We start from the raw sequence: 20,749 nt of genomic DNA on the forward strand, positions 1-20,749 counted from the left end.
ATAGAAGGAGGAAGATTCGGAGAATGAAACGAGTCCATATGCTGCTCAGCTTACTGATGGTGTTCGTTCTGGCAGCTGGAGCCGCAGGCGAGGCACACGCAGCGAGCCAGAAAATCCTGAACCAGGTGAAAAAGGAATATGAGGCGTATGAGAAGCAGTCCGCGAAGGGGTATGAAGCGTATCGCGAGAAAACGACCGGTGCTTACGAAAAATACCGCGACCGTGAAAAGGTGTCGCATGACCGATTCGTGAAACAGACGGCGGCTGATCTGGATCAACTGACCCGCCAGCTGCAGGAAGACGCGGCGAGGCTGGAAGCCCAATACGGGAATTCATCCAGCATTCGCAGTTATAAGAGCGAGATCAATGCGAAGTCGCTTGGCAGTCCGATGCAGAAATACGCCCAAAGTATTAACCCAAGTTCACTTGGCAGCCATATGACCAACTACAAGACGGCCATTAACGAAGTGTCGCTTGGCAGTCCGATGGCGGGCTACAAGGCAGCGGTGAATGAAGTCTCACTCGGCAGCTCGATGAGCAAATACCGGGCGGGCGTGAACCCGAACAGTCTGGGCAGCCCGATGGCGAAACTGCGCAGTGAAAGCAGCCCGGGTTCGCTTGGCAGCACAATGGCGAAGTACCGGCAGGGGAAATTGACGCAAAAGCAGGCGCTTGCCGAGTGGAGCAAGTCGCAAAAGCGCGAAGGCAAGGCGCTGCAAGCCATCATCTCGAAGGCGAAAAAGGACATCGACGCGACCGCTGCAGACACTAGCGCCAAGATCCTTTCGCAAAAATCAACATCCATCAATGGCATCCTCGAACAACGGAACACGACGCTGCAGGCGATCTCCGATAAACGGAAAGAGCTGTTTGGAGAAGGAATTACATTTGAAGCCCTGCTCCCTGATCTCGGCGAGACGATGGTCATGGCAGGCGGCAAGTGGCTGGCCGTGCCGCAAGCACCCGTCGTCCAGGACGGAGTGGTGTTCATCCCGATCCGCGCGGTATTCGAAGAAGTGAGCCCTGGCATGAAGCTTCAGAAGAAAGGAAACGTCATTACGATGACGAGTCCGGATGTAAAGATTACAATTGGTTCAAAAAAAGCGGTGATCCATGGCAAGGCAGCGACGCTCGAAGCTGCTCCCAAACTGATCAATGGGCAGACAATGGTGCCGATGGAGCTCGTACAGATGGCTGCCGGCAAGGCAATTAGCTGGGATGCTACCGCAAAAACAGTATTTATTAAGTAAATAAAATCCGCCTCCCTTGATAGAAAATTATGTATCTATTTCTTCCATGCTATTGTATGATTGTGGAAACAGTACATATCTGAGGGAGGCTTTTATGCGTAAGAAACTTACTTATGCGGCAGCAGTTATCGTCTGTCTATTCGCCGCTACCATTCAGGCATCGGCAGCATCGCTTTTCAAGGACGTGCATGACAAACACCCGGCTCATGCCGAGATCAATTACCTGATCAGCCAAGGCATTCTTTCTGCTAATCCGGATGCATCATTCGGAGCAGAAACGGCCATCACACGGCTGGAGGCGTCTGAAATGATCGTAAAGGCGCTGCAGCTGCCGACAGAGGATGTACCGGATGTTTCATTCATTGACGTGAATCCGGAAGAAGACGGGTATGCCGTGATCAAAGCGATTGTTGCGGCGGGCATCATGGGCGGCAACAAAGCAAGGGAATTCAACCCGTCCGGTCAATTGACGCGGGGCCAGATGGCTGCCATCCTCGTGAAGGCATTTGACCTCGAGGGGACCACATCCTACCAGTTCCGGGATGTACCCGCTTCCTACTGGGCAGCCCCTTCCATCCAGACGCTCTACGTTAACGGGGTGACAAGAGGATTCGAAGACAATACATTCCGGCCATCCGGCAGCCTGACAAAAGCGCATTTCTCCGTATTCCTTGCGAGAATCCTGAACCCAGACATGAAGCCGGTGTACGCGGCCTGCTTCAAGCCGGATAACACAAAGCAATATGCCATCAGCGTACCGGTGACCAACGTCTGGAACAAACCGGGACAGACGCGTCCGCTCGACCGGATCTCCATCCAGGCAAAACCGGACATGGCGAAATGGTCGAAGGACCTGACAACGGGGCAGCGGCAATGGCTCGTCGGCCGCACCGACACCCAGGCGCTCTACGGCGACCGGGTGGAAATATTGAAAGAACAGGGCGACTGGCTGCTGATTGCAGTGACCAGCCAGGCAAAAACCGGCCATCCGAAGGGGTATCAGGGATGGGTGCCGAAAACCCATGTCAAAGAATACTACCCAAACTTTGAATCCTGCGAAGTAGGCATCGTCGAAGCGAAAGTCGCGACGATGTACAATGAACCGAAGCTCCACGCAAAGTATGCATTCATGGATGTCAGCTACTCGACCATCCTGTCAGTCGTTGAACAGCAGGGCGATTGGGTGAAAGTCCAAACGAAGACGGATGGTGAAAAGTACATCCGTGCGAAAGATATGAAGGTCTACGACACATACGCCAGCGTACCAAAACCGACGCAGAAAGACATCGTCGACAGCGCCAAGCAATTCCTGGGCCTTCGCTACCTATGGGCGGGTGTCTCGTCCTACGGCTATGACTGCTCAGGTCTCATGTATGCAGTCTACCGGAACCACGGCATCATCATTCCGCGCGACTCCTTCGTCCAAGCGACAGCCGGCAAGGCAGTGAAACGGAGCGACCTGCAGCCCGGCGATCTCATGTTCTTCGCCTACAATGGCGGCAAAGGGAAAGTCTACCACGTCTCCATGTACATCGGCGACGGCAAGATGATCCACGCGCCGAACTCATCGAAGAAGGTCGAAATCATCTCCATCAACGCCGGCATTTACAAGACCAACTACGCAGGCGCCCGCCGATACTTGCAGTAAACGGCAGAGGTTGATGAACTGAAGAAGAAGGCCGGATCGCCGAAAATGGTGATCCGGTTTTTTGGTGTTTCATTTGGCAAAGGCGGGTGGAATGGCGCAGGGCGGAAGTAAGTGGCGTGCAAACCGCCTGACGTGGCGGCGAACGGATATAACTGGAGTGAGCGTCGTGGAAACTGGCACGGTCACGGTTGAACTGGCGTACGAGCCGCCGAAGCTGGCGTCGGCCGGATTAAATTGGCGTACAAGCCATGTAAATGGTGCGTTCCCGGTTTAATTGGCGCAAGCCGCCGAAACTGGCACGACCCAAAATCAACTGGCGTGGGAAGGGGGGCCCAGCTTCATCAGCAAACAACAGCCCGGGGCAGAGGCTCCCCGGGCTGTTGTTATGATTCTTTTCCGTAATCCACTTGTTTCTCGATCTTGCCGTCATCTCCGTGAATATATACCATCGTTCCGGCGTTTTCCGCCAGTTCCTTCGCTTTGTCGATGGCTTCATCCTGCGAACCTGATGTATATTCCGGATCATCATAGCCTTCCTTCTTCACCGCCCAGCCGTCCTCGTCGTGCGGGACGACATGGAACCGCGCGTCGTCCGTGCCGGCGCGATCCTCGAAATACTCATCTTGCTTCCGCTTGTCGTGATCAGCCATATTCACACCTCCTTGCATAAGAGTTACAGAGCTACAGAGACAATCAATTACATATCTTCTAAGTACCCCGCCTCCCCAAAATGAAACAGCAGCTGACCGGCAGATTTTCGACAGAGGGAAATTGTAGCCAGGCGGTGATAAATTCGCTGTAGCCGGTGATAAACTGTTCCTACCCGGTGATAAAGTCGTTCTAGCCGGTGATAAAACGCCGGTACCCGGTGATAAATCGACTCTACCCGGTGATAACGGCAAAAAGGCGTTATGATCCACGTAAAAAAGCCCCGCACGGCCGCGGGGCTTCCTCACAAACTCTCTTATTTCGCTGCGCCGTAGAAGATTTGGCCGCCGCGTGTGTTGATGACTTTCAGCATGTTAGTGCGTTTCACATAGATGGATTTATACGCAACGCTGCCGTTTGCATTTTTCAATAGGATGGTACGGCTGTTCCGGTTATCATTTGCCACTTGTGCTGTATAGCCGGTTACATCCACGACGGATGCAAGTGTCGCGTATTCAGGCAATGCGCTCACTGCACTTGCTGCAGGTGCTTTCGCTTGTGTTTGAACCGGTGCTGCCTGCTGTACTGGAGCCACTTGTTTTGCAGGTGCAGTCACAGTTGCGGCTGGAACTGCTGCAGGTTGAGCTGCCGGGCCGTAGTAGACTTGGCCGCCGCCTGTTGTGCTGATGATCTTCAATGTGTTGTCGCGTTTCATGAAGTAGGTTTTGTATTGCTCACGGCCGTTCTGGTCTTTGAAGACGACCACGCGCTTGCTGACGTTATCTTCTGCGACGAATGCGTTAAGGCCAGCTACGTCGGCTTTTGAAGTGATCATTGCGTATTCAGGAAGTGCGCTCACGTCGCTGCCTGGCTGTACAGGTTTCACGTCCGGTTTCGCTTCCGGAGCAGGCGCTGCTGTTTCAGTGCCGATAGTGCCGCGGAAGATTTGTCCGCCGCGAAGATCAACGACTTCCAGTACGTTTGATTTCTTGGAGAAGATGGATTTGTATTTGGCTTGTCCGTTCATTTCCTTGAAAAGGATGACGCGTTTGAACGCGGAGTCCTCTGTGATTTTCGCTTGCAATCCGGCTACGTCAACATGGCTTTCGACTGTTGCATATTCAGGAAGCTGTGTTAATGATTCGCCCGCCACTTGCAATTGATAGTGGGAATGAGAGGGTGCTGCCTCATAGCTGACTGCCGCGGCATCGACGTTGTCTGTGTGGAGCACGTTGACTGCGCTGAAACCTCCTGCTGATAGTAGTGCTGCGCTGAGTGTTGTAGTAAGTAGTTTTTTCATGTAAATCGTCTCCCTTGTTTTTGGTATGGTCTTATAATACCTCGCTAGTTTTAGAGAGTTCTGTGAGGGAAATGAGAGTTTCCGAAGAAGATTCTCATCAAATACTCAGGGAACCATTTCCAATTTCATTCGTATAAGAAAGAGACTTTTAAAGGGGTGTTTCCATGGAAACGATACTGACTTTACGGAATCTGTCGATGCAGTACGGACCGAAGCGCGTACTGCATGATATCAATCTAGACGTCGGCCGCGGGCAGATCATTGGATATATCGGACCGAACGGAGCGGGGAAGAGTACGACGGTGAAGATCATGCTCGGCCTGATCCGTGACTATACAGGGACGGTGGAGCTGTTCGGCCAGGACATCGCTTCAGGCGATCCTTCCTATAAACGCAGGATCGGCTATGTGCCGGAGCTTGCGGAACTCTATGAAAATCTGACGGCGATGGAATATTTGACGTTCAGCGGTGAATTGTATGGAATGGCGCGCAAGCAGGCGGAGCGGAAGGCGGAACTTCTATTAAAGGAATTCGACCTGCAGGACGTCATGCATGCACGCATTTCGTCGTTCTCGAAGGGGATGCGGCAGAAGGTCCTGATCACATCGAGCCTGTTGCATGATCCGGACCTTCTTTTCCTGGATGAACCGCTTAGCGGGCTGGATGCGAACAGCATGATGATCATCCGGGAGATGCTCGCCCAGCTTGCGGCGCAGGGGAAGACGATCTTCTATTCGTCGCACATCATGGATGTCGTCGAGAAGATCAGCAACCGCATCGTCCTTCTCGTGAAGGGCGAAATCGTCGCGGATGGGTCGTTCGAGGAACTTCAGCAATTGAGCCAGCAGGGGACGCTTTCGGGCATTTTCAATCAATTGACCGGCTTCACGGATCACGAGGAGCGTGCGGCGCGTCTTGTGTCCATCGTAGAGGATGTGGAAGCGGATGCGTGAAACGAATGCGACACTGCGGTTCATCTCCCGGTTCAGGGGGCTATTCACGAAATTCGGCGTCGACTATTCCGCCATGGAAGCGATTCTCCGGGTCAAATTGCTGATGGATGCGAGGCGGGTGCCGACCGTTTTCAATGACGCGGCTAAGAAAAAGGAAGGCAATCAGTTCCTGAAATCCCTTTGGATCTATGCCTTATATGGAGTGATCATCATTCCGTTCCTGTTTCTCGGGGATCAATTCATGTTCCAGATGGGCATCTCATTCGGCATCATCATGTTCATCCTGGCGACGACAATGATCGCGGACTTTTCCTCCGTCCTCCTGGATGTACGGGACAAGACGATTCTCGGGGCGAAGCCGATCAACAGCCGGACGGCGAATGCAGCGAAGCTGATGCATATCCTCATCTATATGTTCTACGTCGCCGGAGCCCTTCTCATCATTCCGGTCATTGTCGGGCTGTTTGCAAAAGGGATGTTGTTCACGCTGATTTTCCTCGCCGATATTCTGCTGACAATTGCGTTCATCGTCGTGCTGACGTCCCTTCTCTATCTCGTTGTCCTCCGGTTCTTTGACGGCGAGAAGCTGAAGGATTTGATCAACTACGTGCAGATCCTTCTGTCTGTCGGAACGATCATCGGGTATCAAGTTGTCGCGCGCTCTTTTGAATTTGTCAATCTGGACATCGTCTATACGTTCAGCTGGTGGCATCTGCTGCTGCCGCCGCTCTGGTTCGGTGCGACATTCGAGGCGCTGCTGGGGTCAGCGGCAAACCCCGGAATCATCACGGGCGCCGCTTTGGCCGCCGTCATCCCGCTCATCGCAATCGTCATTTACATCCGGCTGATCCCGCAATTTGAAGCAAGCCTGGATAAACTGACCAGCGTCGCCCGGATGAAAAAGCCGAAAGCGCACCGGGTGACTGTGCTGCTGGCAAAGCTGACATGCCGGACGAAAGAGGAACGGGTTTACTTCCGGTTTGCCACGCAAATGATGCGGCGGGAGAGGGAATTCAAACTGAAGACGTATCCTGTCCTTGGGATGGCGCTTGTCTTTCCGTTCCTGTTCATCGTCATGGAACTCAGGGAACGGAGCCTTGCGGACATCGGGACGGGGAATATGTTCCTGTTCATCTATATGTGTAATTTCCTCATGCCGACAGTCATTAACATGCTACGGTATTCAGGCAATTACAAGGGAAGCTGGCTGTTCGAGGCAGCCCCGATCCGCGAGCCGCAGCTGGTGAATCGCGGTTCACTGAAAGCCATGCTTGCTACGATTTACACGCCGATATTTGCGGTGCTGTCCATTATCTTCACATTGATTTTCTCTCTGTCCATCCTGCCTCATCTACTTGCAGTATTTGCAGCAGGCTTATTGCAAAGCGTCCTCGTCTTCCACTGGACGGAACCGGGCAGATTCCCGTTCTCCCGGAGCTTTGAATTTTCCCAGGACGGCGGCAGCATGAAAGTGTTCTTCATCAGCCTCATCACGCTCGGCTTCGTCGGCCTCCATGCGATTGTCCTGCAGTGGCAATATGGCGTCTACGGCTATCTCGCGGTGTTGCTCATTGCGAATATAGGTACATGGAAAGTTGTTTTCAGGAAACCTGCTGAAGGGCCGGACCGGGAACGGGTGGCTGGGGAAGCAGCGGCCGAGGAGGAGGGTTGATTCCCTCCTCTTTTTACGGAGAACAGAAAAGTATCCGGCTATGAAGTGCAAGTCAGGTAAGCACTGGTGTTCGAAACACTGCTTCGTATCCTATATAATGAAGGAAACATCATCAAGGGGGTGAAGGGATGCCGGCGATTACGGAGAAGACGGTGGCGGATCTATGCGGAGTCGTGGCGCTTAGGAAAGGGAAGGCGTATGTGCAGGCGGGCAAAGTTACGCTCTCCGATCAGGGCGGCGGCCGCTATGAAGGCGTAGTTGCAGGAGCGGAGCGGTTCTTGGTCCATATCGATCTGAAGGACAGCGAGGTCAGCCATGCCGCATGCAGCTGTCCCACGCTCGGCCCTTCCTTCAAATACAAATGCCAGCATGTAGCCGCTATTCTGCTGGCCCTGTCAGATCAACACGGCCTGTCTGCCGGGCTGTTCAATCTGTTCAATCAGCCTGCTGTACGGCCGCCGGGCCACCAGCGCCATTTCGAAGATCGGCGAGAGGTGCCCGTACGCTTCCTGCTAGGCACCAACCAGTTTGGCGGTCCCCCTCATCTGGACATTCGGATGCAGGTGGATAATGAAGAAGTGCGGGACATCCGCGCGTTTCTTAAAAGCCTTTCGGACGGCGAGGCAAATGCGCATTTCAATCCTGCAGAAGAATGCTTCAGCGGCGGAGTGGACGCGGTGCTCCGCCAGCTGGCTGCGGTAAAGGATGACCGTTCACTAGCGGGCTATGGCCTTGATTCCCGGCTGACCATTCCGGTGCACACCTGGCACTCCCTATTGCCGCTGCTTCACGATTTGTCTGATGCAAAATTGAACGACCATCCGCTTGTATTCAAATCGGAGACGTTGCCGGTTACCTACCGTTTCACACAAACAGCGGAAAATGGGCATCTTCTGCATGTCGACGGCATCGAAACGCTGACCATTTTGCCTCCGTACCGTACGGCGGTGCGTGGCGGAGATGTCTTTCTACTGGAAACAGAGGACATCAAGCGTCTCGCTGATCTCGCCGCCATGTTGAAAACTGCAAACGCACGGCATATTGCTATTCCGGACGCAGAGGTAGGGTTTTTCCTTGAAAAGGTAGTGCCCGGCCTTCGGAAGATCGGTACCGTCGAGGTCGATGGCTCTGTAACAAAACGGTTCGCCCAGTCGCCGCTCGAAGCAAAACTCTATCTCGACCGGCTGAACAATCGCCTGCTCGCGAGCCTTGAATTCGTCTACGGCCAGCTGACGATCAATCCGCTCGTGAACCGGGAACTGCCGAGACACTCGGTCGTCTGGCGGGATCGCGAGAAGGAGGAGGCAATCCTCGCACTCATGGAAGAAGCACAATTTGCCACGACAGACGAAGGGTACTTCCTTCACAATGAGGAGCTTGAGTACGAATTCCTGTATCATCTCCTGCCAAAACTACAACAGCTTGTCCGCGTGTATGCGACGACCGCCATCCGGATCCGGATCTTCAAAGGAAGCACGAAACCGCGCATCCGCGTGAAGCATTTCGAGGAGCGGACGAACTGGCTGGACTTCAAATTCGAGATGGACGGCATCCCAGGCAAAGAGATCAAGCAGATCCTCGCGGCTTTGGAAGAGAAGCGCAAGTATTACCGGCTGCGGGACGGCACCCTGTTTTCATTGGAATCAAAAGAACTGGAACGGCTCCGGCAATTGATGGATGAACTGCCGGAGAGTCTCGAGGACCTCGAAAAGGGGCTGTCGCTGCCGTTTGCGCAAGGCATCCGGCTGCTCAACTCAGGCAACGACGAGCCGTTCACGCTGGAGGAGTCGGCGAGCCGTTTCCTCGAGCAGCTAAAGTCCCCGTCCCGCGTGGATTTCCCTGTTCCGGGTGAGCTGGATGGGATCTTGCGGGAGTACCAGAAAGATGGCTTCCGCTGGATGAAACTGCTGGCATCGCTCGGCGTGGGCGGCATTTTGGCGGACGACATGGGGCTCGGCAAAACCGCACAGAGCATCACATATATCCTGTCCGAACTGCCTCGGATCCGCGAGAAGAAGCAGCCCGTGCTGATCGTCTGTCCTTCCTCCTTGACGTATAACTGGAAACAGGAATTTGCGAAGTTTGCCCCGTCCATCCGGGCGCACGTTGCGGACGGGGAGCGGAAGAAGCGGATAGACGCGTGGAAGAGGTCCGAGGAGACGGATGTCCTCATCACCTCGTACCCGCTGCTTCGCCGGGATATCGAACAGGCCGGAAAGGTTTTATTCCACACCGTCTTCTTCGATGAAGCACAAGCATTTAAAAACCCGTTTACGCAAACAGCACGGACCGTGAAGCGCATCCAGGCGGATCACCGCTTTGCGCTCACCGGAACGCCGATCGAGAATTCGCTTGAGGAAGTATGGTCGCTGTTTCATGTGATCTTGCCGGAACTGTTCGGCGGCCTCCGCGAATTCAGCGAACTGGACCGCAAAACTGTCGCGAAACGCATCAGGCCCTTCCTGCTGCGGCGGATGAAAGAAGATGTCGCGAGTGAATTGCCGGAAAAAATGGAGACGATTGATACGTCAGAGCTGTTGCCAGAGCAGAAAAAGTTCTATGCGGCATACCTCGCAAAGCTGCGTCACGATACGCTGAAGCATCTCGACAAGGATACGATCCGAAAGAACAAAATTCGGATTCTGGCCGGGCTGACACGTCTCCGGCAGATCTGCTGCCATCCGGCTTTGTTCGTGGACGGGTATCAAGGCACCTCCTCAAAGTTCGAACAGCTGAAGGAATTGCTCCTGGAAGCACAGCAGTCGGGACGTCGAGTGCTGATCTTTTCGCAGTTCACGAGAATGCTCGGATTGATCGGGCAGGAATTAGCAGCGCAGGGCATCCCGTATTTTTACCTCGACGGCGAGACGCCATCCGAGGAACGTCTCGAACTATGTGGAAGATTCAACCGAGGCGAACGCGACCTGTTCTTGATTTCTCTGAAAGCGGGCGGGACGGGTCTCAATCTGACAGGGGCGGACACGGTGATCCTGTACGACCTCTGGTGGAATCCCGCGGTCGAGGAACAGGCGGCAGACCGGGCACACCGCATCGGCCAGGAGAACACGGTCCAAGTGATCAAACTGCTTGCACGCGGCACAATCGAAGAGAAGATGTATGAGCTGCAGGAGCGGAAGCGGGCTTTGATTGACGAAGTGGTGGGCGACAAACAGATGGCACTGTCGACCCTGACCGAAGAGGATATACTGGAATTGCTTGTGTAATGGGAAAGAGCTGCCCGCCTGAACGGAGCAGCTCTTTCTATTATTTTGCCAGCGTGACAGGCTTGACGAACCGTGAGACATAGCCATGTTTCGGCGAGCAGAGGAAGCTGAACAGGAAGAGGATTCCCGTGGCAAAGGCCATCGATCCGGAAATCGACGTATCGATCCACGAAGCGATGTAATACCCGCCGATTGCAGAAATGACACCAAACAATGCACTCAGCATAAGCATGACCGATAGCTTGTCGGTCCATAAATAGGCGGATGCGGCAGGTGTGATCAGCATGGCGACAACCATGATGGCGCCGACCGCGTCAAAGGAAGCGACCGTCGTGATGGACACCATTGTCATGAACACATAATGCAGGAACATGACCGGAATGCCGAGACTTACGGCCAGGGCTGCATCGAATGTCGTGATCTTCCACTCTTTGTAAAAGGCCAAGATGACAGTCAGCACCACGAGGAGGACGAGCATGAGAATGAACGTCGCCTGAGGAATCTCACCGATAATCGGAACGTCCATCGTATGCCAAGGCACGAACGTAATTTCACCCATCAGCGCATGCTGGACATCCAAGTGGACATTCCCTGTTTTCGTCGCAATCAAGATGACGCCGATAGCGAACAATGTAGTGAATACGACTCCGATCGAAGCATCTTGCTGAACACCTAACGAGTGCAGCCATTGGACGAGGATCGCTGTCAGTAAACCGGCGATGATTGCGCCAAGCAGCATATGCCATCCGCTCAGTTCGCGGGTGATCAGGTAGGCGGTGACAATTCCGAGCAGCACCGTATGACTGATGGCATCAGCCATCATGGCCATCCGCCGCAAGATCAGGAAGGTTCCCATGATGCCGCAGGACAGGCCGACCAAAGAGGCGGTCAGCAGGATCCAGCCTTCGTAACTCATTTATTTCCCCTCCTTGGCGGAGCAGTCTTGAAGCGTGCGGCTTTCAAGTTCATGTTGTTTGCGCTGCACACGAAGCTGCCAGGCACGGATTAAAAGGCCGCGCTGTGAGCCGATGAACATGGAAATGAGAAAGATGACAGCGGACGCAATCACGATGAACGGCCCCGTCGGCCACCCTTTCCCGATTGTACTGATCAACGTGCCCGCCATGCCGGAACCGCCGCCGAAAAGGGCCGACAAGATGAGCATCTGCTTGAACGAGTGTGTCCAATAATGGGCACTGACGGCAGGTATGATCAGCAGGGCGGCCATCAGAATGACGCCGACCGCCTGAATGCCGATGACAATGACAAGGACAAGCATGGACAAATATGCTGCATCCATCAGGCGCGTCGAGAGGCCGAGCCCTTTCCCGAAATCCGGATCAAACAAGAACAGCTTCCATTCCTTAAAGCCGACAATGACAACGGCAATAATGACAATGGCGACCGCCATCATCGTGAAGACATCGGTACGGACCATGGATGCCGCCTGGCCGAAGATGAAATTATCAAGTCCCGCCTGATTTCCGCCGCCTTTTCTGCTGACAACGGTGAGCAGCATGATCCCGAAGCCGAAGAAGACGGAAAGGATGATGCCCATCGCGGCATCATCCTTCACCCGGGTCGAGGAGCGGATCCAGGTGATCATCCATGCGCCGACCAATGCACTGATGGCAGCGCCAAAGATCATGAAGGGCAGGTTTTTGTAGCCAAGAAGGGAAAAAGCGATGACCACGCCAGGCAACGCTGCGTGAGACAGGGCGTCACTCATCAGGCTTTGACGCTTCCAATAAGCCAGGCATCCGACCATGCCGGCTGCCATGCCGAGGATCAGTGTGCTGAACAGGACCCACTGGGCGTTAGGCGATAGAATGGTATCGAGCATCGTTACGCCTCCTTCATCCAGCGAAGGGATCCGCCGTATGTTCTTTGGACGTTCTCCTTCGTAAAGATGTCGGCCGTCTTTCCGTATTCTACGATCGTCCGGTTCAGCAGCATGACATGATCAAAATAGTCTTCTACGGTCAGCAGGTCGTGATGAATGACCATGACCGTCTTCCCGTCCGCCTTTAACCGTTTCAGCGTATTCATGATCGCGGTCTCAGTCGCTGCATCGACACCGACGAGCGGTTCATCCATGAAGTACAGATCCGCATTCTGGACGAGCGCGCGGGCCAGGAAGACGCGCTGCTGCTGACCGCCTGATAGCTGGCTGATCTGCCGGTCGGCATAATCGGCCATCCCCATTTGCGAAAGGGACTCCATCGCCAACTCCTTATCCCGCTTGGACGGCCACTTGAACCAGCCGATTTTGCCATACAGGCCCATTAAGACGACATCGAGGGCATTCGTCGGAAAATCCCAGTCGACAGAGCCCCGTTGCGGTACATAGCCTACGCGCGTCTTTGTTTTCGCCAAGCTGGATTCGAAAAAGGAAACGTTTCCGGATAGGGAAGGATGCAACTCCAGCATGACTTTCAGCAAAGTGGACTTGCCAGCGCCATTCGGTCCTACGATACCTGTGAGGGACCCGGGGGCTACATCGAAATTCACATCATGGAGCACTTTGTTTTTACGGTAAGACGCAGACAGATCCTCCACTTTCAAGACGGACATTCAGTTCCCCTCCCCTAACAAAGCCTTATGGATGGTATTGACGTTATGTTTGTACATGCCGATATACGTGCCTTCCTCGGTTCCGGCATCTCCCATGGCGTCCGAATACAGCTCCCCGCCGAGTTTTACGTCGAGCCCTTTCTTGCCGGCTCCTTCAATGACGGCTTTGATGGAATTCTGATTGATACTGCTTTCCACAAAGACCGCGGGAATCTTATAGTCAAGAAGGATGCCGATTGTATCGTCTATGTCCGAAATGCCGATTTCGTCTTCTGTGCTCAACCCCTGGAGGCCGACAACTTCGATGTCATACGCGCGTCCGAAATAGCCGAATGCGTCATGGGCAGTTACGAGGACCCGTTTCTCCGTTGGGATTTCGGAAAGCTTCTCTTTCGACTCTGCAATCAACTCATCCAATTTTGCAAAATACGTTTCCTTGTTTGTTTCGAATTCATCTGCATTCGCAGGATCGAATTTCTTCAATTCCTCCGTCGCGGCTTCAAGTGAAATCTTCCACAAATCAATATCGAACCAGACATGCGGATCAATCGCGCCATTTACATCATGGAGCAGTATTCCTTCAGGGATTGCTTCGGAAATTCCGCGGACCGGCTTCTTGCTTCCAATTTTTTTGAACGCCTCTGTCATATTCCCTTCCAAGTTCAGCCCGCTGTAAAAGACAATGTCGCTGCCTTCCAGTTTCTTAATATCGCCTTGCGTCGCTTTGTATAGATGCGGATCGACACCCGGCCCCATCAAACTTTCAACAGCTACATGTTCGCCCCCGATGAATGAAATCGGTTCGGCGATCTGGGCGATGGTGGTCACAATATGAATCTTTCCGTCATCTTCATCACTAGCCGTTGTCTTTGAGCAAGCTCCAAGCAATAACATGGAGCATAGAAGGCCTGCCGCCGCCAATCGGATTCTCTTTATCCTCAAATCCATTCCCCCTGATAGAAAATTAATCAATTCTTTCCTTTGCGCAACATTCAGCTAAAAAAATGCGACCTTGCAATCTTTTCATCCGACCCGATCAGGAAAGATTGTTCAGTCGTCCATCGTTGGTTTACCTAAATACTATGTAGGTCGGCAGCCCCCTTTGCGAGATCAGCCGGCCAGGATTTGACGCGGCTGCATCTACTATATGCCCGGAAGGCAGTATTAGTGCGTTATGGAACGACTGAACTTTTCATTCATAAAATTGACGAGAAATCGAATGCATCTCTGGACAATATCATGAAAATATGATTTAATGTTAATTAGGTTAACTAATCATTTTAAAGGAGGGTCTTCTCATATGGAACCCTTAGATCTGTTTGGGCAATATTCGAATGTCTATCGTCCGCTTGTTGCGGAAATAAACAATGTGCTGGCCGACTATCGGTTATTTAATGCCCAATGGGCCATCCTGAAGTTGCTTCTTGCGGAAAAGGCAATGACACCTGCCGAGATCGCCACGCGGCAGCAGGTGGAGAAGCCGAGTGTGACAAAGGTGCTTCAGCGGCTGGACGAGCTTGGACTCATCGAGGTGAAGCCCGGAGAAGACAAACGCGAGAAGTGGATCTATCTTTCGGATACCGGAATGGCGCAGTGCCGGGAGATCAAAGAAAAGCTTTCCACGCTATATGAAGGATTGCTTGCGGGAATTTCCGAAAAGGAGATCGCAATTACAACGTCCGTTCTGGAACAAATATATAAAAATCTACAAACAGAAAGAGTGAAATGATGGAAGCGAAAAAACAAAGCTTATGGACAAAAGATTTTGTCATCATATCGATTATCAACTTCTTCTTGATGCTGGTCATGTATTTATTGCTCGTCACTATGGCGCCGTATGCGGTCGATCATTACGGGGTTTCTGAAGGGACTGGCGGACTCGTTTCGGGAATTTTCATCATTGGCACATTGATTGCCCGTTTCTCCGCCGGGAAGATCTTGGAGAAAATAGGAGCGAAGAAGATGCTGCTGCTCGGGCTCTTGATTTTCGCGGTCGGTGCCGGTCTTTACTTCGGCGCTGTCTCAATGCCGCTCTTGCTTGCAAACCGGCTCATCCACGGGATCGGCCTCGGGTATGCCTCGACCGCGACCGGGACGATGATTGCTCACATCATTCCACCCGCGAGAAGAGGGGAAGGGATCGGTTATTTCAGCATGAGTACGATCCTTGCAACGGCAATCGGTCCGTTCTTCGGTATTTTCATGAGCCAGCATTATCCGTTCACGATGCTGTTCGCTCTTTGCTTAATCCTTAGTATTGCAAACCTTGCGATGTTCTTCTTCGTACGGGATACTTCTCCGGCACCTGCCCCATCGCATCAGGCAGAGGTAAAGACAGGCGGCTCCAAACTGATTGAGAAAAAGGCGCTGCCGATTTCCATCATCACCTTGTTCGTCGCATTGTCTTACTCAGGAGTCCTTTCATTCCTGTCGTTCTATGCGAAACAGTTGAACGTCGTACAGGCTGCCAGCTTTTTTTTCCTTGTCTATGCGCTGATTGTCATGGTGTCCCGTCCGTTTTCTGGGAAACTACTGGATCTTAAAGGGGCAAAATTTGTCGTCTTGCCGGCGCTTCTGCTGTTTGCGGCAGGCCTTTTCATTTTGAGTAACGCATCCAGCGGCTTTGTTCTCCTGCTCGCCGGAGCGATCATTGGTCTTGGCTTCGGGAATTTCCAGTCATGCGCCCAAGCAATCGCACTGCAAGGCGTTTCCATTGAGCGAATTGGCGTCGCTACATCGACATTCTATATTTTCCTCGATAGCGGCTTCGGGTTCGGTCCATATGTCCTCGGCCAGCTTGTGAGGTACACTGGCTACAGCGGCATGTATTTATCAGTCGCGGGCGTTGTCCTTGTCATGTTCGTCGCTTTCTTCCTGATGACGATGAAAAAAGGGAAGCCTGCAATGGAGCCTGAAAGAATCAAGTAAGGAGAAGGACGGGAGACACGCATGAAAAGCAAACGCCAACCAAGTCAATCTTTCATCCCATTGCTCGCCCTCGCTCTACTGACAGCGTTCGCAAGCGAAATCAAGGTTCTGCCATTTAGTGGCGAGCTGTTCCGCTTCGGCCTTGGCAGCATCGCGTTCTTCCTCTATATCCTTATCAAGCCGCCCCGGTCACTGATTCAGGCAGGAATCGTGACGGGGGCTGTTGTCGTTCTATTGCGTGTTTTCTCCGAAATGGCAGGGAGCGGAACCGATTTTGACATGAGTATAAGGGAGCATGTACCTGCCTTTGCATTTTATGCAATTTATGGAACCGGACTTCATCTGCTGAAGGCGGGCGAGCGGAAAATGGCGCCGCTGCTGCTTGGGGCTTTCACCTCGCTGATTGTGTTGTCCAAGTGGGACGCTCCTTGTTTGCGAAATTTGTCTAATGTTCCACGTGGAAATTTGTAAGTTCATGCTGAATAAAAGCGACAGAATGAACATGAAAAAGGATGTCATAGGCGCAGTCTCTTGAAGGAGTCTTGAATCTCCGGTAGAGTAATGTTATTGAATTGTAAGAATGGTACAAACAAAATGAGTAGGAGGAATTACAATGTCTCACGTAAAATCAATTACAGCGGATGAGTTTCAAAAGGAAGTACTAGAATGCGAATTGCCGGTGTTTGTAGATTTCTATACGGATGAATGCGGCCCTTGCCAGGCATTCGAACCTGTTCTTGAGGATGTAGCGGAAGACTTGTCTGATAAGGTCAAGTTTGTTAAGCACTGGATTACGTTTGAAGATTACGAAGCTAAATCGAACCCAGTCCAAGTGAAATATGATATTTCAGGTTTTCCTTCACTATATCTCTTCAAAAATGGAGAAGTCGTCAAAACATTCATGGGCTATATGAACCGCCAAGATTTCCTTGATTTCTTGGAAGAGGTCCTGTAATAGAATAACAAAGGATGCCGGGAAGAGTTCATCTTTCCGGCATCTTTTTTCTGTCAGCTGGAGTACACTAAAAGGAGAAAGAGGTGGGGCCATGAAGGCGAGAGAAATGGATGACAGGCTGCGCATCCGGACAGAGGGCACGCTGGAATTGCTTAGCCAGTCACCGCATTACAACCGGTATGAGGCGACGCCTTATGAAGCGCTGGGTGATCTGTTTTCTGCATATGATATGGGACGGACAGACGGGTTTGTCGATTACGGATGCGGCAAAGGCCGAGTCTCCTTCTACGTCCATGACCGGTTCGGCGTGCCTGTGACCGGCATTGAGATGAATGCCCGCCTGTACGAGGACGCCATGGCGAATTGGATGCAGTACCAGAGGAAGAACAGGCGGAAGAGAGGCGGATCGCTCCGGTTCGAGCGGCAGCTTGCCGAAACATATGAGGTGGAACCGGTGGACAGCCGTTTCTATTTTTTTAATCCGTTTTCAATCGAAATTTTCATAAACGTCATCAGCCGTCTTCTCGGATCATTTTCCGATCATCCTAGGCAGATGGATGTCATCCTGTATTATCCGACCGTTGAATACCTGCACTTCTTAGAGACCAGCACTCCATTCGGGCGGCTCATGGAAGTGCCAGTCGCAGGTCTCAGCGAGCAAGATGAGAACGAACGCTTTGTCATCTACCGGCTGGATGTCCATCCGGAAAAGCCCTCCTTATAACAAATGCATCGCGTCTTCCGCCTCGTCCCATGGAACTGCATAACCTTTTCCTTTGGCACAGAAGATGGACGTCGACGAATAATCCGGATCGGCATCTTTGTCGTAGCCGATGCGCTCGATGACTTCCTCGGAATTATGGCAGGCATCGTATCCTCCGAACCGCATCGACAGCGCCCCTTTACCGCCTGTGAAAGATGCGAACAGGGTGCTGTAGTCCATGAACGTCGATACGGGAACGCGAGCGGTTACGACTGCCAGATCGCCAGCCGTTTCAGGCGCTTCGAACTTGCCATGCGCCTGCTGGATATCGGAGAGGACACGCCCGATATGGTCCGTGCTGACTTTGATCTTCACATCATAATACGGTTCCAGCAGGACATTCTCCGCTTTTTCGAGGCCCTGCCGGAGAGCGCGGAATGTCGCTTCCCGGAAATCGCCGCCCGACGTATGTTCGTTATGGCCTCTGCCGGTGAGCAAGGTGATGTGCACATCGGTGATCGGGGAGCCGGTCAATAACCCGTGATGGTCCTGCTCGAATAGATGATGGCGGACCAGGTTTTGATTCCCCGTGGACAGATCGTTCGTATGGCACTCGTTTGCGAATGAAATGCCCGAACCCCGCTCCGCAGGCTCGATCCGCAAATGGACTTCCGCATAATGCTTGAGCGGTTCGAAATGGCCATAGCCGTTTACTGGAGCGGCAATTGTCTCCTTGTAAAGAATAGCGGGCTTGCCGAACTCGACCTTATAGCCGAATCGCTCGAACACCACTTGCTGCAGTACTTCCAGCTGGATGACGCCCATCACATGGACATGCAGTTCCTGGACAGTCTCATCCCAGATGACTTGCAGGGATGGATCCTCGGCATCCAGAGTGCGGAAGGCATGCAGCATGTCTTTCAGCGGAATCGACGGATCAAAGCGGACACTGGACTGGAGAGCCGGGACCAGTTCGTAAGAGGCTTTTTGAGACAGGGCGCCGATCCCGTCACCCGCTGCAGCTTCCGCCAGCCCGGTTACACCGATCAGCTCGCCGGCAACCGCCTTGTCGACCGGGGTGTACTTGCTTCCGTTGTACCTCCGAAGCTGGGTCACTTTTTCAAGCTTGGAGCTGACCAGCACCTCATCCCGCACGCATATCGTCCCCGAAAGCAGCTTCAAGAATGTCACCCGGCTGCCGTTTTTATCATGCCGGATTTTGTAGACACGTGCCGACAGTTCTCCGCCGGAAGAATAATCGGTTTCGGTCAGCTGGTCGAACGCTTTCAGAAAATCCAGCACGCCCACATCTTTTAATGCCGAACCCGTGCTGTACGGAAAGACCTCTGCATCTTTGATCATCCGTTTACATGCCTCCATCCAAGCCCTCTCATCAAATTCACCTGCCAGGTACTTCTCAAGCAATCCTTCATCACGCTCTGCAATCTGTTCGATCAATTCCTCGCTGAAGCCGCCGCCAGCCAGGGAGGAGACATCAATCAGGCTGCTGGAGAACGCTGCCCGCATTTCTTGTAAGACGGCGGGCACATCCGCGCTGTCCCGGTCGGTTTTATTCACAAAGAAAAAAGTGGGCACCCGGTGCTTCCGCAACAGCTGCCAGACCGTCTCCGTATGACCTTCCACGCCATCTGCTGCACTGACTAGGATGATGGCGACATCCATCACCTGGATAGCACGCTCCATCTCGGGCGAGAAATCGACGTGACCGGGCGTGTCGATGATCGTGTAGGATGAACCATTATACTCAAAATGCCCCTGTTCGGCGAAAATCGTGATGCCCCGGCTGCGCTCGATAGCATGGTTATCCAGAAATGCATCCTGATGATCCACCCGCCCCCGCGTCCGGATGCTGTTCGTATGGTACAGCAGCTGCTCTGAAAAAGTCGTCTTCCCCGCGTCTACGTGAGCTAGAATTCCTATCGTTTTATGCATCAAAGCCACCTCATTGTTATCACTTTCTTCTAGTATACCGCATCGGGGGCCGGGTTCGGCGGAGCGTTTTCGCGTCAGTAAGCAATAGGGCAAGCAAAGCGAGCAATCGCCTGGCGAAAGTGAGCAATGAGTCAGGCGAAGTGAGCAATGGCTGGGCAGAAGTGAGCAATGTACCTACTAAAGTAAGCATCGGCCGGGCAAAAGTAAGCAATGAGGCTGAATAGCGACATGGTTGCATACCCCTTTAAATGGTCAAGTGCATGCAGCGCGCCGGGACGGGCTGCTGGCAGGTGGTGATCCCCGCGGATATGGCGAGCAGGCCCCGCCCGCGAAAGTAAGCAATCTATCACGCAAAGTAAGCAATCGCCTGGCGGAAGTGAGCAATGCACCTTCTAAAGAAAGCATCGGCCGGGCAAAAGTAAGCAATGAGGCTGAATAGCGACATGGTTGCATACCCCTTTAAATGGTCAAGTGCATGCAGCGCGCCGGGACGGGCTGCTGGCAGGTGGTGATCCCCGCGGATATGGCGAGCAGGCCCCGCCCGCGAAAGTAAGCAATCTATCACGCAAAGTAAGCAATCGCCTGGCGGAAGTGAGCAATGCACCTTCTAAAGAAAGCATCGGCCGGGCAAAAGTGAGCAATGAGGCTGAATAGCGACCCGGCAGCATACCTTTTTAAATGGTCAAGTGCATGCAGCGCGCCGGGACGAGCTGCTGGCAGGTGGTGATCCCCGCGGATATGGCGAGCAGGCCCCGCCCGCGAAAGTAAGCAATCTATCACGCAAAGTAAGCAATCGCCTGGCGAAAGTGAGCAATGAAGCAGGTGAAGTGAGCAATGGCCCAGTGGAAGTGAGCAATGCAGCGAGCGAAGTAAGCAATGGCCTGCCAAAAGTAAGCAATCTCTTCCAAACAACAAAAAATCCCGCCGCCTAATAGGCAAAC

Annotated in this window: 18 protein-coding genes; 10 read left to right on the forward strand and 8 right to left on the reverse strand. The window is 52.9% G+C overall.

What is annotated here, in order from left to right; all coding sequences use genetic code 11:
• Positions 1-23 precede the first annotated feature (23 nt).
• Together ACZ5FK_RS10280 and ACZ5FK_RS10285 are read left to right on the forward strand one after the other, a co-directional pair.
• Complete coding sequence (locus tag ACZ5FK_RS10280) at positions 24-1,250, forward strand: copper amine oxidase N-terminal domain-containing protein (RefSeq protein ID WP_464804813.1); 1,227 nt, start codon at positions 24-26, stop codon at positions 1,248-1,250.
• A 94-nt stretch (positions 1,251-1,344) separates the two neighbouring features.
• Positions 1,345-2,898, forward strand: coding sequence for an S-layer homology domain-containing protein (locus tag ACZ5FK_RS10285; protein ID WP_464804814.1), 1,554 nt, complete (start codon positions 1,345-1,347; stop codon positions 2,896-2,898).
• A 383-nt stretch (positions 2,899-3,281) separates the two neighbouring features.
• Here the strand turns inward: ACZ5FK_RS10285 and ACZ5FK_RS10290 are convergent, their stop codons facing one another.
• The gene (locus tag ACZ5FK_RS10290; RefSeq protein ID WP_464804815.1) at positions 3,282-3,548 is read right to left on the reverse strand and encodes a DUF2188 domain-containing protein; all 267 of its coding nucleotides are present in this window, start codon (positions 3,546-3,548) and stop codon (positions 3,282-3,284) included.
• Between the two features lie 314 nt (positions 3,549-3,862).
• The gene (locus tag ACZ5FK_RS10295; RefSeq protein ID WP_464804816.1) at positions 3,863-4,846 is read right to left on the reverse strand and encodes a hypothetical protein; all 984 of its coding nucleotides are present in this window, start codon (positions 4,844-4,846) and stop codon (positions 3,863-3,865) included.
• Positions 4,847-5,010: 164 nt separating this feature from the next.
• Between ACZ5FK_RS10295 and ACZ5FK_RS10300 the strand changes: the two genes are divergently transcribed.
• The 3 genes from ACZ5FK_RS10300 (at position 5,011) to ACZ5FK_RS10310 (ending at position 10,695) form a co-directional block, all read left to right on the forward strand.
• Entirely contained in the window at positions 5,011-5,799 is a 789-nt protein-coding gene (locus ACZ5FK_RS10300; RefSeq protein ID WP_464804817.1) for an ABC transporter ATP-binding protein, read from the forward strand.
• Positions 5,792-7,471 carry a hypothetical protein gene (locus ACZ5FK_RS10305; protein ID WP_464804818.1) on the forward strand — a complete coding sequence of 560 codons (1,680 nt, stop codon included), beginning with the start codon at positions 5,792-5,794 and terminating at the stop codon, positions 7,469-7,471. Before ACZ5FK_RS10300 ends, ACZ5FK_RS10305 begins: the two co-directional genes overlap by 8 nt.
• Before the next feature lie 128 nt (positions 7,472-7,599).
• The gene (locus ACZ5FK_RS10310; RefSeq protein WP_464804819.1) at positions 7,600-10,695 is read left to right on the forward strand and encodes a DEAD/DEAH box helicase; all 3,096 of its coding nucleotides are present in this window, start codon (positions 7,600-7,602) and stop codon (positions 10,693-10,695) included.
• Between the two features lie 40 nt (positions 10,696-10,735).
• Here the strand turns inward: ACZ5FK_RS10310 and ACZ5FK_RS10315 are convergent, their stop codons facing one another.
• From ACZ5FK_RS10315 to ACZ5FK_RS10330, 4 genes are read right to left on the reverse strand one after another with little or no spacing between them, the layout of a single operon-like run.
• Positions 10,736-11,611, reverse strand: a complete 876-nt coding sequence (locus ACZ5FK_RS10315; protein WP_464804820.1) for a metal ABC transporter permease — start codon at positions 11,609-11,611, stop codon at positions 10,736-10,738.
• Positions 11,612-12,538, reverse strand: coding sequence for a metal ABC transporter permease (locus ACZ5FK_RS10320; protein ID WP_464804821.1), 927 nt, complete (start codon positions 12,536-12,538; stop codon positions 11,612-11,614).
• A gap of 2 nt (positions 12,539-12,540) precedes the next feature.
• Positions 12,541-13,269, reverse strand: coding sequence for a metal ABC transporter ATP-binding protein (locus tag ACZ5FK_RS10325; RefSeq protein WP_464804822.1), 729 nt, complete (start codon positions 13,267-13,269; stop codon positions 12,541-12,543).
• A complete protein-coding gene (locus ACZ5FK_RS10330) occupies positions 13,270-14,217 on the reverse strand; it encodes a metal ABC transporter solute-binding protein, Zn/Mn family (RefSeq protein ID WP_464804823.1) in 948 nt (315 codons plus the stop codon).
• Between the two features lie 352 nt (positions 14,218-14,569).
• Between ACZ5FK_RS10330 and ACZ5FK_RS10335 the strand changes: the two genes are divergently transcribed.
• The 5 genes from ACZ5FK_RS10335 (at position 14,570) to ACZ5FK_RS10355 (ending at position 17,876) form a co-directional block, all read left to right on the forward strand.
• The gene (locus ACZ5FK_RS10335; protein WP_464804824.1) at positions 14,570-14,998 is read left to right on the forward strand and encodes a MarR family winged helix-turn-helix transcriptional regulator; all 429 of its coding nucleotides are present in this window, start codon (positions 14,570-14,572) and stop codon (positions 14,996-14,998) included.
• On the forward strand, positions 14,998-16,197 hold the full coding sequence (locus ACZ5FK_RS10340) for an MFS transporter (RefSeq protein WP_464804825.1): 1,200 nt from the start codon (positions 14,998-15,000) through the stop codon (positions 16,195-16,197). Before ACZ5FK_RS10335 ends, ACZ5FK_RS10340 begins: the two co-directional genes overlap by 1 nt.
• A 21-nt stretch (positions 16,198-16,218) precedes the next feature.
• Positions 16,219-16,668: a hypothetical protein gene (locus ACZ5FK_RS10345; protein WP_464804826.1), complete on the forward strand. Its 450-nt coding sequence runs from the start codon at positions 16,219-16,221 to the stop codon at positions 16,666-16,668.
• Positions 16,669-16,810: 142 nt separating this feature from the next.
• A complete protein-coding gene (locus tag ACZ5FK_RS10350) occupies positions 16,811-17,152 on the forward strand; it encodes a thioredoxin family protein (RefSeq protein ID WP_464804827.1) in 342 nt (113 codons plus the stop codon).
• Positions 17,153-17,243: 91 nt separating this feature from the next.
• Positions 17,244-17,876 (forward strand): class I SAM-dependent methyltransferase, encoded by a 633-nt coding sequence (locus tag ACZ5FK_RS10355; RefSeq protein ID WP_464804828.1) that lies wholly within the window; start codon positions 17,244-17,246, stop codon positions 17,874-17,876.
• Here the strand turns inward: ACZ5FK_RS10355 and ACZ5FK_RS10360 are convergent.
• Positions 17,871-19,808, reverse strand: a complete 1,938-nt coding sequence (locus tag ACZ5FK_RS10360; RefSeq protein WP_464804829.1) for a GTP-binding protein — start codon at positions 19,806-19,808, stop codon at positions 17,871-17,873. The two genes, ACZ5FK_RS10355 and ACZ5FK_RS10360, sit on opposite strands and share 6 nt — an antisense overlap.
• A gap of 776 nt (positions 19,809-20,584) precedes the next feature.
• Positions 20,585-20,716 (reverse strand): hypothetical protein, encoded by a 132-nt coding sequence (locus tag ACZ5FK_RS10365; protein WP_464804830.1) that lies wholly within the window; start codon positions 20,714-20,716, stop codon positions 20,585-20,587.
• Positions 20,717-20,749: the final 33 nt, after the last annotated feature.

This window comes from Sporosarcina sp. GTC18466, from assembly GCF_055389225.1.